Origin of the sequence: Sphingomonas quercus, assembly GCF_018863195.1 — a bacterium.
GTDB lineage: Bacteria > Pseudomonadota > Alphaproteobacteria > Sphingomonadales > Sphingomonadaceae > Solisphingomonas > Solisphingomonas quercus.
This window is the reverse complement of record NZ_JAHKRT010000003.1, coordinates 283,002-298,432: the sequence shown is the minus strand read 5'-3', so window position 1 is coordinate 298,432 and position 15,431 is coordinate 283,002. Positions and strand designations below refer to the sequence as shown.

12 protein-coding genes and 1 riboswitch are annotated in these 15,431 nt (G+C 63.0%); of the genes, 8 read left to right on the top strand and 4 right to left on the bottom strand.

What is annotated here, in order from left to right:
* Window positions 1–35: 35 nt before the first annotated feature.
* Window positions 36–116, bottom strand: a riboswitch (cyclic di-GMP riboswitch).
* A 271-nt stretch (window positions 117–387) separates the two neighbouring features.
* Window positions 388–621 carry a hypothetical protein gene (locus KOF26_RS07210; RefSeq protein WP_216322484.1) on the bottom strand — a complete coding sequence of 78 codons (234 nt, stop codon included), beginning with the start codon at window positions 619–621 and terminating at the stop codon, window positions 388–390.
* Window positions 622–2,162: 1,541 nt separating this feature from the next.
* Between KOF26_RS07210 and KOF26_RS07205 the strand changes: the two genes are divergently transcribed.
* From KOF26_RS07205 to KOF26_RS07175, 7 genes are all read left to right on the top strand, one after another.
* Window positions 2,163–2,315 carry a hypothetical protein gene (locus tag KOF26_RS07205; RefSeq protein WP_216322454.1) on the top strand — a complete coding sequence of 51 codons (153 nt, stop codon included), beginning with the start codon at window positions 2,163–2,165 and terminating at the stop codon, window positions 2,313–2,315.
* 1,054 nt (window positions 2,316–3,369) lie between these two features.
* The gene (locus KOF26_RS07200; RefSeq protein WP_253201215.1) at window positions 3,370–4,197 is read left to right on the top strand and encodes an acetoacetate decarboxylase family protein; all 828 of its coding nucleotides are present in this window, start codon (window positions 3,370–3,372) and stop codon (window positions 4,195–4,197) included.
* Between the two features lie 138 nt (window positions 4,198–4,335).
* Window positions 4,336–4,842, top strand: coding sequence for a cupin domain-containing protein (locus KOF26_RS07195; protein WP_363182015.1), 507 nt, complete (start codon window positions 4,336–4,338; stop codon window positions 4,840–4,842).
* 75 nt (window positions 4,843–4,917) lie between these two features.
* Entirely contained in the window at window positions 4,918–5,811 is an 894-nt protein-coding gene (locus KOF26_RS07190) for a VOC family protein (protein WP_216322451.1), read from the top strand.
* A gap of 13 nt (window positions 5,812–5,824) precedes the next feature.
* Window positions 5,825–7,156 carry a fumarylacetoacetase gene (gene fahA, locus KOF26_RS07185; RefSeq protein ID WP_253201214.1) on the top strand — a complete coding sequence of 444 codons (1,332 nt, stop codon included), beginning with the start codon at window positions 5,825–5,827 and terminating at the stop codon, window positions 7,154–7,156.
* A 323-nt stretch (window positions 7,157–7,479) separates the two neighbouring features.
* Entirely contained in the window at window positions 7,480–9,693 is a 2,214-nt protein-coding gene (locus tag KOF26_RS07180) for a TonB-dependent receptor (RefSeq protein ID WP_216322448.1), read from the top strand.
* Window positions 9,694–9,847: 154 nt separating this feature from the next.
* Window positions 9,848–11,428 carry a carboxylesterase/lipase family protein gene (locus KOF26_RS07175; protein ID WP_253201213.1) on the top strand — a complete coding sequence of 527 codons (1,581 nt, stop codon included), beginning with the start codon at window positions 9,848–9,850 and terminating at the stop codon, window positions 11,426–11,428.
* A gap of 420 nt (window positions 11,429–11,848) precedes the next feature.
* Here KOF26_RS07175 and KOF26_RS07170 read toward each other — a convergent pair whose 3' ends face one another.
* Together KOF26_RS07170 and hisD are read right to left on the bottom strand one after the other, a co-directional pair.
* Window positions 11,849–12,562, bottom strand: coding sequence for an SDR family NAD(P)-dependent oxidoreductase (locus KOF26_RS07170; RefSeq protein ID WP_363182012.1), 714 nt, complete (start codon window positions 12,560–12,562; stop codon window positions 11,849–11,851).
* A gap of 56 nt (window positions 12,563–12,618) precedes the next feature.
* Window positions 12,619–13,944: a histidinol dehydrogenase gene (hisD, locus tag KOF26_RS07165; RefSeq protein ID WP_216322442.1), complete on the bottom strand. Its 1,326-nt coding sequence runs from the start codon at window positions 13,942–13,944 to the stop codon at window positions 12,619–12,621.
* A 385-nt stretch (window positions 13,945–14,329) separates the two neighbouring features.
* Here hisD and KOF26_RS07160 point away from each other — a divergent pair, with 385 nt between their 5' ends.
* Window positions 14,330–14,917 (top strand): TetR/AcrR family transcriptional regulator, encoded by a 588-nt coding sequence (locus tag KOF26_RS07160; RefSeq protein ID WP_216322439.1) that lies wholly within the window; start codon window positions 14,330–14,332, stop codon window positions 14,915–14,917.
* 33 nt (window positions 14,918–14,950) lie between these two features.
* Here KOF26_RS07160 and KOF26_RS07155 read toward each other — a convergent pair whose 3' ends face one another.
* Window positions 14,951–15,355, bottom strand: coding sequence for a hypothetical protein (locus KOF26_RS07155; protein ID WP_216322436.1), 405 nt, complete (start codon window positions 15,353–15,355; stop codon window positions 14,951–14,953).
* Window positions 15,356–15,431: the final 76 nt, after the last annotated feature.

Here is a 15,431-nt window from a genome sequence, read left to right as displayed (position 1 = left end):
ACACCACGCAGCAGGGTTGGCATGATCTGGCCCTATTCGGTAGCCCCGCTACCTCGGCGCGGCCGAGGCCGGAGGGTTTGCGTCCCGCCATCGCTGGCGGTTTGCCGTTAACGAGGGGCGAACACGGCCGGACCTTCCCGGCAGACGTTGCCTACTATCGCCTGGACGTCCACGACGTTGCGAAGGCGCATGTCTCCGGGCGGCTTGCCGACCGGTTCTACTGCTCGATTGCTTCTGCGGCTCAAAATGTAGCCAGTGGCCGCCTCAACTTGGCTCGCTCTCTATGCCTTTAGGAAGTATCGATTCGCGGATAAAATTTGGTTAACGCCACCACTGATCTGAGCATCGCGTGAGAGATCGGCGTAACGTGGCTCCGTTAGATGGCTACTAAGAGATGCGCCGGTGCGTCCGGTAAACGCTTCTCTCCCGCTGGAACTGTGCGCGGGCGCGTTGCTCGCTCTCGTGATACCAGTCGATCTCATGCCCGCCATCAGACTGGATGATCACTCCGTAAGGATGGCGGCAGCGCGTTGCCAGGCGGTACAACGACACGCTTGTCGTGCGACCGCGACGATCAGTTCGCGTAAATACCTCGATCTCTTCAACCGCGCTGATTTCCATCGCTCCCACCCCACCGATCACAACCTCGCCGGGGCTAAACGGCGCCGCTAAACGTGCTGGTACGGAACACGGTATCGGTCGCGGTAATCCTTCGGGGAGGGAGAAAGTGCCGATCGCGAGATTGCCGATATCAAGAGCTATGGCTATGCACCTGGCGCGCGGCCGGATCTAAACTGGACGGCTTCTCGCGCACTTTAGGCCCCAGCCCTGTGTGGATCACCCGGACGGGCTTCGGGCGCTGTATGAACGATCAAGTATTCGCGTAGGACCCGGGTTTGATCCCTTCGCGTTTCTGATATGGCCTAGCCGGGCTCCGGTTCCCGCCTGTGCCGGCAGCGTAGGATGCGACTCGTGCTCGCTGCGCACTGCCATCTTGGTCCGAGCGGCCGCTATGCCGCGAGCCGCCAGCATCGATCGACGCAGCCCAACGCACCGCGGCGTCGGGATGAGGACGAGGCGCTGACTGAGGATATTATTACCTAAGCCGGCCAATATGGGCACTACCGCTCTCGCCGCGTGACGGCGCTGGCGCACTCCGCCGGCCCATCGACGGCTCATGAGCGGGCCGAGCGAATCTGGGGCTGCGAGGGGCTGCAGGTTCCGCAGTGGCAGTCGAAACGCAGCCGGCAGTGGTCGACGATGGCCTGCAGCCGGCTACGGCCAGGATATCGGGGGACCTTCGGGCGACTTCCTGGAGGCGCATTCACGAAGGCCTAGTTCCGCATTCTCGTCAACATCGACGAGGCAAGCCGTGGGTGGCTGACGCTCCGCGTCGCGGTCAGCTTGATCGCGAGGATGTGCTGGCTGGGCTCGCTGTTCATCGACCGCGGCCCACCCGCGCACATCCGGTCGGCCAATGGCAGGGAGTGTATCGCGGCCGCCGTGCGGCCTGGCTGTGGCAGCCCGGTTGCGAGGACGCATTATTATACGGCAGGCTTGCCGTTGGGAGAACGGATATAACGAGAGCGTCAAGGGCCCGTTGCGCCATGAGCTACTGACTAGCGAGATCGTCTGCAGCTCCGTCGAGGCCGAGGGGCTGATCGAAGCCCCGCGCCACCATCACAATGCCACCCTTTTCACACGGCAGCCTCGTCGATTGGCGGCCGGCTCCAGAAGCGGGGGCACCCCGGTCGGCGTCCGCTTCCGCTCCGTTTCACCGCTGTTGTGCCATGGCGGCGAAGACGGCGATGCACTAGTACTCAAGCCCGACCACTCCTTTTGGGGGGGGCGTGCCCCGACTCGCGGCTTTCGGCCGGCCCGTGTGAGAACAGTCGTTTTTAGGCTTCCCCCTAGCGCTGGAACAGAAGTACCCCATATCCGATGCATCGTCAGTCCAGCTCAGCATGGTGGCGACTGAGAGACTTGGCGCTCCCGCTGGTAGGAGATGCTATGTCTAGCCCTCATGAAGTCGAACACCTTCGCAGGGGAATGAGCGCGTTCCGATCCGCGCTCGGATCGGCCGAAGACCGGAGCCGACCGACCGCCGATTCCACAGAGGCCCGCAGCAATGGGAGGGGCTGCTGGCAGCCGCGGGACGCGTCATGATCTTCCACAAACTCCTTGGCAGGCATACCGCCGACCTGAAGGCCAGCCATTGGGAAAAGGGGTATTTCATCAGCCATTGCACGACATGCGGCCGCGAGATGATCAAGGAGCCTGGTTTGCCCTGGCAGATCACGGGTCGCGGCGCCTAAGACGCTGCGATATCCTCCTCGATATCTAGCGTGCACCACTCGGGGGCTCTTCGGATCGACTGCCAGGAACAGACCCAATCGATGTCGGAGAGGCGAACTATTTGTTAGAAAGGATGTCCAATGTTTTGGCTAGTAACAGCAGTCGCCTTCAATCTCATTTGCTCCGGCACCCAACGTATCGTGCCTGAAAAGGGTGCGGAGGGTGCGCTCGAAGGCGCATATTCACTTATATACCGCGTCAATCTAGATAGTATGCGCTATTGCGAAGGAGAGTGCCGGCAAACAAGTAAAATCAAGGACGTTAATCCATTTATAATAACTCTACAGGACACGTCCTCATTTTCGACGAATGATGTAAACAAGCACGTCGTTAACAGAGAAAGTGGTGAGCACAATTATACGTATAAGGCAAACGGATCGACGACCACCGGACTAGGTAGGTGCAGTTCATCCCAATTTAGCGGATTTCCTACGCAGAAGTTCTAGGTGCACCTTGAGCCGGTCGGCGGGACTTCTCTGTATCGCTAAGGCGTGGCTCTTCACTTGGTATCGCGGCGGCGGCCGCTTCGGCGCGCGGGAAGTTTTAGGAACCGGGAGTAGATAGTGCTGCGCGCCGAGTCCTGAGTCCACGCGATATTCAGGCGTCGGCGGTTCCTTGCCAACCTCCTTCTTCATCCAGTGCCCGGTACGCGGCAAGGGCAGCTGGGGATTTCTCGCTAGGCTAGCCAAAGCCGGCGCCGAGGTGCCCAGCTCGACCGTGTTGGTGGTCATCGGCCTTGACCAAATCCGGTCGAACACCCCGCGGCGCGTGGTCGTAGCACCCTGGCGGGGCCCGTCCTTCGTACTCAACCTTCTCCGCCATGAGTTGTCCATCCGGGGCGGCGTAACGGCCCCGATGGCTGACCTGCGGCCGCGCGGGGCAAGGAGCGCCTTGCACGTTGTCGCAAGGAGCAGGGCGCCTCTTGCGCTTCAACGAGCGGACTGCTACTCGATCCTTATTCCCTATGGAGGGAAATAAAACAGACAGTCAGATCACTAGGGAAGGAACCGCGCCTTGACGCTGTCTACTTATCATGGCCGCCATCGCATGCCGCTTGTGTTCGGGCCCACTGCTGGCCCCCGACAAGGGCCCGACGGGGGCAAGTTCGATATGTCGAGAACGCCGAGGACGACCGCTACCGTCAGCTTCCTGACTGAAACCGAGGCGCTGCGCGGACTACTTCCACCAGGCTGCGAGCCCGTCGGCGAGCCCGTAGTGACCGTCGAACATACGCAATTGCGAGAGTTGGCTTGGCTTGCCGGACGCGGATACTCCATGCTTGGCGTTAAGTACCCGGTCCGCTTCGTGGGGGACGCCGAACAACTCAACGGCACGTTTCTCGCCGTCCTGTGGGAGAATATGCCCGAACCGATCCTCAGTGGACGCGAGGAGATCGGATGGGCGAAGATCTATTGCGAGCTACCGCCGCCGCGCGTCTTCGAACATCAGGCGCACTATCGGGCGGTCTGGGACGGCCATGTCTTCCTCAACCTGACGCTCGAGGACCTGAGCCCCGGCGATCCTCCGCCTCCACCGCCGCCCGATCATGCCGGATTGCTGCATCACCGCTTCCTTCCCAAGGTTTCGACCAAGGGTGAAACCGAGGTGGAGCAAATGATCCTGACTCCAGCGTCCGCGGGGGCGCAGGTCCATTATGACCGCGTTCTGCGAGGCTCTGGCAAGGTTGAGTTCGTCCCGTCCCGCTGGGAGCAACTCCCGACAATGTTCCACATCGTCAACAAGCTGGCCGCGCTACCGGTGGTCGAATGGCGCGGCGGATCGCTGATCGACTCCTGCGGCGCGAGTGACCTGTCGGACCAGCGCATCCTGACGAGCAGCTGAAATCTGCCGCAGCAGACTTTGCTCGCGGGACCGATTCAATTCGGATCGAGGCCGTCATCGCCCAGCCTGCGGCGATCGGCCGACCTCCTGCACTGGAGAATATCAATGCTACCTGCACCCCTTCCGCCGGTTCGCCGGGTGGTCACCGCCAATAAACCGGACGGTCGTTCCTACATTCAGGAGGAGCATTCGTCGCTGGTCGAAATGACGCCCCCGGGCCGTCCCGGCTATCGCAATGTCAATGTCTGGCGAACTGTCGGCACGCCGACCGCCATCGATGCCGCCGATACGATCCAGGAGCATTCCGGCGCTCAGCCGCCAGCGGACGGCACGATCCTGCGCGTCATCGATTTCCCGCCCATCTCCAACGACCCGGAAGAACGCCGCCGGCAGGCGTCAGCTTCGCTCCAGACGCTGTTCAAGGACTGCGTCCATGACGCGTCCCACCCCAACCCCGGCATGCACATCACGCGCTCGGTCGATTACGCGATCGTCTTATCCGGCACGATCACCGCGGTCATGGATGATGGCGAAACCGATCTTCATCCCGGTGACATCCTCATTCAGCGCGGAACCAACCACGCGTGGGAAAACCGCACCGACGATATCGCGCGAGTGGCGTTCGTCCTCATCGACGGCCGGTAAGCGCGATGGAAGCAGCTTTAACAGGGACAATCCGGCCTGCGCAGGCGCGAGCCGCTCTTTCAAGTAAGGGTTACCATGGCAATCATCGGGGTAGACGCGGCGATACTGGGCGTGTCGGACCTAGCAGCTGCCACCAAGTTCGTCCGCGACTTCGGCCTTGCGGATGCTGGGGAGCGCGGGAGCGGCAAGGCGTACCAGGCTTTAAACGGGACGGAGGCGATCCTGGTCGACATGCATGACCCCTCGCTCCCTGTTGCGGTATGCTCGGGACCCACCATCCGCGAGATCATCTGGGGTGTCGAAGGCACAAGCGACCTTGAATCGATCAAGAATGCCCTGGGTGATCGCAACATTCGGCTAGGCGAAGATGGCGAACTGCGCACCGTCGATGACGATGGCTATGGCATCGCCTTCCGTCCCTCAAGACGGCAGCCGCTGACGGTAGAGCCGATCCTGTGCAACGTTTTCGGCGCCGCGACCGGACGACCGGTCAACAGCAGGGTCGACTTCGATGCACCAGTTGCCCCGCAGTCGATCGCCCATATCGTGCTGTTCTCGCCGGATGTAGAGCGGGCGGCCGAGTTCTACATCCAGCGGCTGGGCTTCCAGGTCACGGACAGGTTCAATGACCGCAAGGGGATATTCCTGAGGGCGCCGGGCGGAGGAGAACACCATCATCTTTTCATCAGTCAGCGTGAGGAGAAGGGGCTGCACCATCTCTCCTTCCACGTAAATGGCTTCAACGAGCTCATGCTCGGCGGGCAGGCGATGCTGGCAAACGGCTGGAAAAGCCGAATGGGACCCGGGCGCCATCGCGTGTCCTCCGGCTACTTCTGGTACTTCGACAGTCCCGCAGGCGGCGCAATGGAGCTTGTCGCGGACATCGACCGGGCGGACGAAGGATGGGAGGCACGGTCCTGGGACCTGATCCCGACCAATACGGCCGTGTGGCTAGCCAACGTCGGATAAGGTGAAGTGCGGGATGGGAGAGCGTCCGCTCATGCCGGAGCCGGGTCAGGAGATCGGGTTAGCGGGCACGCTGGACGAAACACATGATCCAATGCGATCGACATGGGTCTCGTCAGCCGTCTCCCATCCCGACTTCCCGATCCAGAATTTGCCCCTGGGGATCTTCTCCACGGCCGATAAGTCAGCGGGCCCCGGCGTAGCCATCGGGGATCGGATCCTCGATCTGGCGGGTGTTGCTCACCTGCTACCCGCGCCGTTCACAGATGCGCTCGGGCACTCGACGCTCAATGCTTTGCTTAGCCGAAGCCCCGCCGATCGCCGGTTCTTGCGGCGCAGCCTGTCTCACCTGCTGTCCTCCGCGGAGAAGCGCTGCGAAGTGGAGCCATTTCTTCACGATGCGGCCTCATGCGATCCGCATCTGCCTTTCGCGCCCGGCGATTATACCGACTTCTATGCCGGCATCCATCACGCGAGGAGCGTGGGAAGGCAGTTGCGTCCAGACAATCCGCTGCTGCCGAACTACAAGTGGATGCCGATCGCCTATCATGGGCGCGCCTCGTCCGTCCGTGTGTCGGGGCAGCAAGTACGTCGACCGTCAGGCCAGCATCGACCCGGCGGCGCTTCATCCCCGCTTTTCGCGCCATCAGACCGGCTCGACTTCGAACTCGAACTCGGACTGTGGATCGCGCAAGGCAACGATCTGGGCGTACCCATCCCGATCGATCGGGCAGGCGATCAGATCGCTGGTCTGAGCCTGCTCAACGACTGGTCGGCGCGCGATCTCCAGGTCTGGGAATATCAGCCGCTCGGTCCCTTCCTCGCCAAGAGCTTCCATACGAGCGTCTCGCCGTGGGTTGTCACGGCAGAGGCGCTGGCGCCGTTCCGAATGGCCCAACCGGCGAGAGGGCCTCAGGACCCACCACCGCTACCCCATCTCCACCATGAGCGTGACCAATCGCGCGGCGCCTTTCGCATCCAGCTCGAAGCCTTTCTTTCGTCGGCGCTGATGCGCGATCTTGGTCATCCCCCGCTTTGCATCACACGCGTCTGCGCATCCAACCTCTATTGGACCGCCGCGCAGATGGTGGCGCACCACAGTTCCAACGGGTGCAACCTCCGACCGGGCGACCTGCTGGGAACCGGGACCATCTCCGGGCCCGATCGAAGCTCCTGCGGAAGCCTGATCGAACTGACGCGGGGAGGCGCAGACCCAATCACGCTTCCCACCGGCGAGGAGCGGCGGTTCCTGCATGATGGCGATGAGGTTACGCTGGCAGGATGCGCCATCGCCGACGGTTATGTCTCTATCGGCCTTGGCATTTGCACCGGCCGGATAGTCCCATAGCGTTTATCCGCCGCTCGGACCGGGGCAGCAAGTAATCTAGCGCGGTGATGCCTCTGCTGCCCTCGCGCTCGAGCCGATGCGCAAAAGCCCAGCAGGAACCGCAAATTCGCTGAGGACGCTCACCCGGAGAAGCGGGCTTTCCCCCTTCGCACCGACCCTCCCGTTGGACTGCATCTCATCGCGAGGCGCGAGAAGAAGGATGGCTTGACGCCGCCATAAAGAGCTTTTATTCCTCATAGAGGGAATAAAAGCTCTGGTCCAAACCCGAGCTCCCACGGGGCGCGGGCAAAGCACCCGCGATGCAACCGAGGAGGGGAAATCCGATGAACAGGATGATCAGGTGCGGGCTGCTCCTGGCCGCGAGCTGCTGGCCGGCACTGGCATTGGCGCAGGCCGGGGCGGCCGCAGGGACCGGCGACTCGCCCGCTGCGGCGAAGGACGGCACGATTGGAGAGATCGTCGTCACCGCCCAGAAGCGCGCGGAGAATGTGCAGGATATTCCGCTCGCCATCACGGCTGTTGGCGGCGATACCCTGCGCGAACGTCAGGTGAATGGCGTAGACCAGCTTGTCGCGGTCACCCCCAGCATCAACTTCGGCACCTATGGCGGCGCCGCGCGGATCGCGATCCGTGGCATCGGCTTCGATCTTCCCGATCCGGGCTCCGAAGGCCGCATCGCCTATCACCTCGATGGCGTGTATGTCAGTCGCCCATCCGCACAGCTTGGCACCTTCTTCGATGTCGACCGCGTCGAGGTGCTGCGCGGGCCGCAGGGCACGCTCTACGGCCGCAACGCAACCGGTGGTTCGATCAACGTCATTTCAAAGGCGCCGACCGAAGCGCTCAGCGGCTATGCCAACCTGACCGTTGGCAATTATGGCCGCGTGGCAGTGGAATCGGCTGTCAGCGGCAGCCTGTCCGACGATGTCACGGCGCGCCTTGCCGTCATGTCGAACAATCGCGGCGGCTACGGCAAGAACGAATATACCGGCAACGACATCGACGACGCCAACCAGCGCGGCGCCCGGGCCTCGGTACGCATCAAGCCTGCCGACAATCTCACGACCGATCTCTCGGCCGACTTCTATCGCGAGAATGACCACGCCTATGGCATCCACTATTTCGGGCAATATTCGCCCGACATCCAGCTCCGCGCCGGGGTACTCGGCGGCACGGCGCCCTCGAAGCTCCGCAACCTGAACTCGGATTTCGATCCCACCAACCGGCGTGAGCTCTATGGCTTCGCCGGTGCCGTGACCTGGGATCTCGGTCCCGTGACCCTCAAGTCGATCAGCGCCTATCGCCACTCGCAGTTTCGCGACGTCACCGATATCGACATGACCGAACTGCCGCTGTCGCAGTTCATCTTTGCCGAGAAGGCCCACCAGTACAGCCAGGAGCTCCAGCTCTCGGGATCGTTCGGCAACAGCAATTGGCTTATCGGCGGCTATTATTTCGACGAGAAGGTGGTGGGCTCCGCGCAGGTGCCTTCCAACCTGATCCTCAATGGCGGCCCGGACCGCTACGTCAACGGCTTCAAGGTGGAGGGGCATCTCGGCACCAAGGCCACCGCCGTCTTCGGCCAGCTCGACCTGGCGCTCAGCGACGCGTTCAAGGTCATCCTCGGCGCGCGCTACAACCACGAGACGCACTCGATCACCGATGTCTTCCAGCTCGACAATGATCGCGATTATGCGCCCAACGCGCCGCTCCTTCCCTTCCCCGGCTTCCCGCGCTCCGATGCTGTCACCGACAATGTCGTGACGCCCAAGGCGGGCCTGGAATTCAAGCTCAACGACGATGCCCTGCTCTACGCAACCGTTTCCCGCGGTTTCAAGAGCGGCGGCTACAACCTTGGACTCAATGTCCCCGCCTTCAAGCCCGAGAACATCTGGGCCTATGAAGCGGGGCTCAAGCTGACGACCGCCGATCGCCGGCTGCGGGCTAATCTCGCCGGCTTCTACTACGACTACTCCAACTTGCAGCTGGCCAAGGTGGTCAACAACAATGTCGTCACGGAGAATGCCGGCGCTGCAATCATCTACGGCGGCGAGGCGGAAGTCACATTCCTTCCCTTTACCGGCTTCCAGCTCGACGGGGCCCTGTCCGTCATGCACTCGGAATATCGCGACTTCTCCTCGGTGGATCCCGCCGATCCGAACCTCGGGCTGCAGGACCTGGAAGGACATAGGCTCGTCCAGGCGCCCGACGTCACGCTGACCGCAGGCGCCCAGTATGGCTTTGCAGGTCCGGGCGGCGAGATCAGGATCCGGGGTGAACTCAACTACCGGTCGCGGGTCTATTTCACCGCCTTCAACATCGACAGCGTCGGCCAGGCGCGAAACACGAAGTTCAATGCCTTCCTGACCTGGACAAGCGATGACGGCCATGTGAGCGCCACGATCTTCGGGCGCAATCTCACCAACAAGATCACCAAGACCGGTGGTCTCGTGAACACGGTGGACTTTGGTTCGCCGATCTCCGGTTCGATCAGCCCGCCGCGAACGTTCGGGTTCACCCTCGGCTATACGATCTGAGCAGCCATCGAGGACGGGAAGCTTCGCTGCTCCGCGCAGCAGAAGCTTCCCGCCTCACAAAATATGCGCCCGCGCGCGCAGACGTATCGGCGGTCGCACCCACGTCCGCCCGCCCCAAGTCATCCATCACCACAAGAGTGAAGAGAGTAAATGCATGATGCGCTGGTTGTCTCGAATGCGCGCAGGGCTTTTTGTCTACGCCCTCCTTTCCAGTTCCGGCAGCTTTGCGCAGGCCATCGTTCATACCGAAACTGGAGATGTGCTCGGCAATGTTGAACAGGACGCCGAGGCCTTCAAGGGCATACCCTATGCGCAGCCGCCCATAGGACCCCTGCGATGGCGCGACCCGGTGCCGGCAACGCGCTGGTCGGGCGTACGCGATGGCACGCGCGCAGGAGATTCCTGTATCCAGACGCCATCAAAGCCGTTCGGGCCATTTGGAAGCGAGTTCCTGGTCAGCGGCCCCACCTCGGAGGACTGCCTCTACCTCAACGTCTGGCGGCCCCGGCACAGGTCCGACCCGCTGCCCGTCTATGTCTTCGTCCATGGAGGTGCCTTCGCCAACGGCTCCAGCGCCGTCCCGATCTATGATGGAGCCGGACTTGCCCGCCAGGGCGTAATCGTGGTCACGATCAACTATCGAGTTGGGGTCTTCGGCTTCCTCGCCCACCCGCAACTCACACGCGAATCCGAGTTCAACAGCTCGGGCAACTACGGGCTGCTCGACCAGATAGAGGCGCTCAGATGGGTCCGCGCCAACATCGCAGCATTCGGGGGTGATCCAGAAAATGTGACGATCGCAGGCCAGTCTGCCGGCGGCCTGTCAGTGAACAATCTCCTGACCTCACCGGAGGCCAAGGGCCTGTTCAAGCGCGCCGTCGCCGAGAGCGGTACAGCCATGGGCATCCACATGCTCCCGCTCCGCGAAGCCGAGGCACGCGGCGCGGCGTTCGCCCAAAAGCTCGGGGCGGCCTCGATCGATCAACTCCGCGCGATTCCGGCAGATGTCATCCAGGCGGCCGTACCGACCCTGTCGCTTGCGGAGATGACAAAGCCGCCAGTGGCGCTTCCCTTTGCGCCCGTGGTCGACGGAACCATCATCCCGGCCGAGCCCGAAGACGTTGATCACCCCGTGACCGGCGCCGTTCCACTGCTCACCGGCTACAATAGCGATGACTATATCCTCATGGGTGTGAGGCGCACGCCCGCCGCGTTCGCAGCGCATGTACGCGATCGCTACGGATCCTTCGCCGACCGCATCCTGGCCCTCTACCCCCATGCAACCGATCACGAGGCAGCGGAGTCGTCCCGAACCCTGTCGCGCGACGAATATATGACGAGCATGATCCTGTTCGCACGCAAGCGCGAGCGCGGCGGACAGCCGGTCTATCTCTATTTGTTCGACTACAAGTATCTCAACGCGGCGGGCCAGGACTTTGGCGCCTTTCATACCGCCGAGGTGCCCTTCATCTTTGGCGCGCTGGACAAGGGTGGCCGATCTCCCAGCGAGAACGACCGTCGCGTCACGGCCGAACTTCAGTCGCGGTGGCTGGCATTCATCCGCTCCGGCGATCCTTCCGCCGCGGCAGCGCCCTGGCCCCGTGCCTCCGAGCGATCGCTCATTGTCATGGGCCTCGGCACGAGCAACGCGCCGCGTCCTGGTGTCTCGAGCCAGCAGCGGTTCGACGTGCTGCGGGACTTTGCCGCGAGCGGCGGGACGCTGGCATTCATGTAGAGCGTTTCGATATGCCGACCCCGGACCTGTTTCCGGGCATCTCATCGCCTTCGATAAGGGATGGCCAGCCCCCCCAACGACCGGTCGGGCTGGTCGCGTCGTCAAACCGCCTGTGTCCAATCGCTCATCGCCAATCCTGCCACGGGACTGCGGAAACTCGGGATCGAGGTCTCCCGAAGGCTGCCTCATCCGATTCCGCCAGGATGCATTCCGGACGAACCAGATCCTGGCCGGCATGGGTGACTTGGCGAGGATCGAGCCGGAAACCGGCCAGGGAATTCGGGCCGGACGAGGTGCGGATAAGTGTCATGCGGTCACTCCGGGTTGACCCGTTGCCCCGTCGGGACCGAGCCATGTTCAAGTTCATGGGGGTCGGGCTCGATCATCATGAGGCAAGCTGCCTTGGCCATGCCGACGGCTTCACTCTGCGGTCCACCCGCCGTCGACGACGAGGCTGGTGCCCGTCACGAGTGCGCCGGCATCGCTGGCAAGGTAGAGGACGGATCCCATCAGATCCTCAACCGCACCAAGGCGCCCGAGCTTGATCCTGGCGAGGACGCTCGCCTTGAACGCAGGATCTTCGAAGAAAGGCCTGGTCATGGGTGTTTCGATGAAGGTGGGCGCGAGCGTGTTCGAGCGGATGCCGAAGGGCGCCAGGTCCAGCGCAATCGCCTTGCTCATGCCCTCGAGCGCCCATTTGGACGCGCAGTAGAGCGAGCGATCGGGGCCGCCGACATGACCCATTTGCGATCCGACATGGACGAGGCTGCCCTGCACGCCTTCAGCCATCATCCTGCGGGCGCAGGCCTGCGCGACGAAATAGGCCGATTTGAGGTTGAGGCCCATTACGGCGTCGTAATCGGCTTCGCTGACGTCCCACATGGCCCGCGGCCGGTTGGTCCCGGCATTGTTGACGAGAATGTGGAACGCGGGCTGCTGCGCGAAATAATCCCTGACCGCTTGGAGATCGGTCACGTCGAGGGTAACGGCCCGGGCACGTCCACCCGCCGCTCCGATCGCCCGCGCGCCTTGCTCGATCTCATCGCGGGTGCGCGCGACCAGCGTTACCTCGGCACCGGCCTCGGCCAGCGCCGCTGCCAGCGCGAGACCGATCCCGCGGCCTGCGCCGGTCACCAGTGCGCGCCGGTGATCGAGCCGAAAACTTGGAGTGCGCGGCAGGTCCACAGGCTTCAGATCGCGTCGGCGGGCTCGACCCGCCCCGCATAGGGCACGTTGCGATGGCCGAAGCGCCGAACCCGGATATTAGCCTGCTCGCCATGGCCCGCAAAGCCCTCGAGCGCGCACAGGCGGGAGCAATATTCCCCGATCATGGCCGAAGCCTCGTCGGTGAGGATCTTCTGATACGTGCAGGTCTTGAGGAATTTGCCGACCCAGAGGCCGCCCGTGTACCGCGCAGCCTTCCTGGTTGGCAGCGTGTGGTTTGTGCCGATGACCTTGTCGCCGTAGCTGACATTGGTGCGGGCACCCAGGAACAGTGCGCCATAATTGGTCATGTTCTCGAGGAAATAGTCAGGGTCGCGGGTCATCACCTGAACATGCTCGGAGGCGATCCTGTCGGCGATCGCGACCATCTCGGCGTCGCTCTCCGCTACGATCACCTCGCCATGCGCCTCCCATGCACGCCGGGCATGCTCGGCCGTGGGCAGGATTTCCAGGAGGCGCTCGACCTCGGCAATCGTCTCGCGGGCGAGATGTGTCGATGTCGTGAGCAGCACTGCCGGGCTGTCAGGCCCATGTTCGGCCTGGCCCAGCAGGTCGGTCGCGGCCAGTTCGGGGTCGCACCCGATCTCGTCGCAGATGATGAGCGTCTCGGTCGGCCCGGCGAACAGGTCGATCCCGACCCGGCCAAAGAGCTGCCGCTTCGCCTCGGCGACGAAAGCGTTGCCGGGACCGACAAGCATATCGACAGGCGCGATGGTTCGCGTCCCCAGACCCATGGCGCCGATCGCCTGGATGCCGCCGAGGCAATAAATCTCGTCGGCGCCTGCCAGGGCCTGCGCGGCGACGATCGCGGGCGAGGGCTTTCCCTGGAAGGGAGGCGCGCAGGTGACAACGCGCGGGACCCCGGCCACCTTGGCCGTCACGACCGACATATGGGCAGATGCAAGCAGCGGGTACTTGCCGCCCGGAACGTAGCAGCCGGCAGCATTGAGCGGCACATTTCTGTGGCCGAGTATCACGCCGGGCACCGTCTCGACCTCGACATCGGCCAGGGATTGACGCTGGATGCGCGCGAAGTTCCTGACCTGCGCCTGCGCGAACTCGATATCCTTGAGATCCTGGGCGGTCAGCTGGGCGATACACTCCTGGACTTCGGCAGGGGTCAGCCGGTAGCTTTCGCGATCCCACTGATCATATTTGATCGACAGCTCGCGTACCGCGTCGTCCCCGCGAGCCTCGATGTCGGCAAGGACCTCCTCGACGATATGCCGCACGGACCTGTCACGACTGGCCTTCGCCTCGGTTGTCGTTCCCAGCTTGAGATGAAAAGCCATCCTCGGTCCCCTGACGCATGCAACCACCTTCGCGGCTGAATTTATTCCCCTTATAGGGAATATATCCCGGACTAGCGTGGCTCGCCAGGGAGTGCAACAGGAAGGTGCCTCCCGCCTCGACGGGGCGACGGCAGGAGATCCATGATCGTTGCGCGCCGGCCGAGGGCTTGCTGGCCGTAGGGTGGCCTTCGCACGGCTGCCTTATGACGGTCGCTGCATAGCGTCCGAGCAGGCCTGCATCTGGCCTTTTCCCCGGCCGCCTCCTATCGTGGCTGCATGAATGGGGCCCGCCCAGGGGCTGGAACGATGACTTGAAAAGGCGCAACTATTGTCGGAGCAGACACCCAAGCGTGGCAGGGGACGGCCATCGCGGGACAGCGGTGATGTGGGGCCCGATGCCCTGGTCGAGGCCGCCCGCCAGGTGCTGATGAAAACCGATCCCGCGCTCGTGACGCGCCAGGCGGTCGCAGCCCATGCCGGCGTGGCACCGCGACTGGTGCGCTATTATTTCGGCAACATGCGCCAGCTCCTGGGCGAGGTCGTCTCGGGCGTGCTCAGGCAGGTCCGGACCGACATGGCGGCAAAGCGCGAGGATAGCCCGACCGACCGTATCCGCTTTAGGGTCGAGAGGACATTCCGCCTGTTCAATGAGAACAGGGGGCATCACAAGCTCGTCTCGGCGATGTTCTATGGCGACGAGGAAGAATCGCCTGAGCGAACCGAGTGGGTGAAGCTGCTCAACGATACCGTCGCGGACATCCAGAACATCGTGGACGAGGGCGTCCGCAGCGGAGAGCTGCGACCGATCGAGCCACGTTTCCTTCACATGATGATCGTGTCGATCTGCGAGTTCTGGAGCAGCAACGAGCCGATCATCGGCATAATCTTCAAGGACGACAGCGACCGGCCGGATCTCGAACGACGCTATGTCGAGTTCGCGACCGATATCATCCTGAACGGCGTGAAGCGGTGAAACCGGGCATGGGCTTTCGCGGTCAGCGGACGGTCATGCGCTAGCCTGCTGTTCCTCGAGCCACCGCTCGGCTTCGGCATAGGAGGGAAAGGCGCGAATGACCTCGCCGGCCGAGAGCCGCTTGGCCTGCAGGCCCGCGATCGCCGTTCCGAGCACCAGCGCCACGACATGCCGGCTATCCGACGTCACCTTCGCGATCGATCCGCCGATATAGTCGGCGACCTCCTTGGGATGCGCGAGCCGTTCGCGCAGGTCGACCAGCCAGAAGGAGCGCGCCGCCTCAGCATCGAGGCTTGTGGCCACCTTGAGCAGCGCGGCCCGGTGCTGTTCGGCAATCGATATTGTCCAAGTACCGACGATGCTGATCTGGACCCATCGCCGGGCTTGGTCCGCATCGATGGTGAAGCTCGCTTCTCGTTCCGCATGACGAAAGCGCACATTATCCTCCTTGGACATGCTCTCAAGATCGACGCGCTCGACGGAGAGCCCGGATGACCCCCTTGTCGGAATTCAC

Coding starts and splice junctions, on each gene's coding strand:
- KOF26_RS07190 (WP_216322451.1), top strand. CDS start 4,918: ATGGCAATCATCGGGGTAGACGCGGCGATACTGGGCGTGTCGGACCTA.
- KOF26_RS07175 (WP_253201213.1), top strand. CDS start 9,848: ATGATGCGCTGGTTGTCTCGAATGCGCGCAGGGCTTTTTGTCTACGCC.
- KOF26_RS07210 (WP_216322484.1), bottom strand. CDS start 621: ATGGAAATCAGCGCGGTTGAAGAGATCGAGGTATTTACGCGAACTGAT.
- KOF26_RS07205 (WP_216322454.1), top strand. CDS start 2,163: ATGATCTTCCACAAACTCCTTGGCAGGCATACCGCCGACCTGAAGGCC.
- KOF26_RS07180 (WP_216322448.1), top strand. CDS start 7,480: ATGAACAGGATGATCAGGTGCGGGCTGCTCCTGGCCGCGAGCTGCTGG.
- hisD (WP_216322442.1), bottom strand. CDS start 13,944: ATGGCTTTTCATCTCAAGCTGGGAACGACAACCGAGGCGAAGGCCAGT.
- fahA (WP_253201214.1), top strand. CDS start 5,825: ATGGGAGAGCGTCCGCTCATGCCGGAGCCGGGTCAGGAGATCGGGTTA.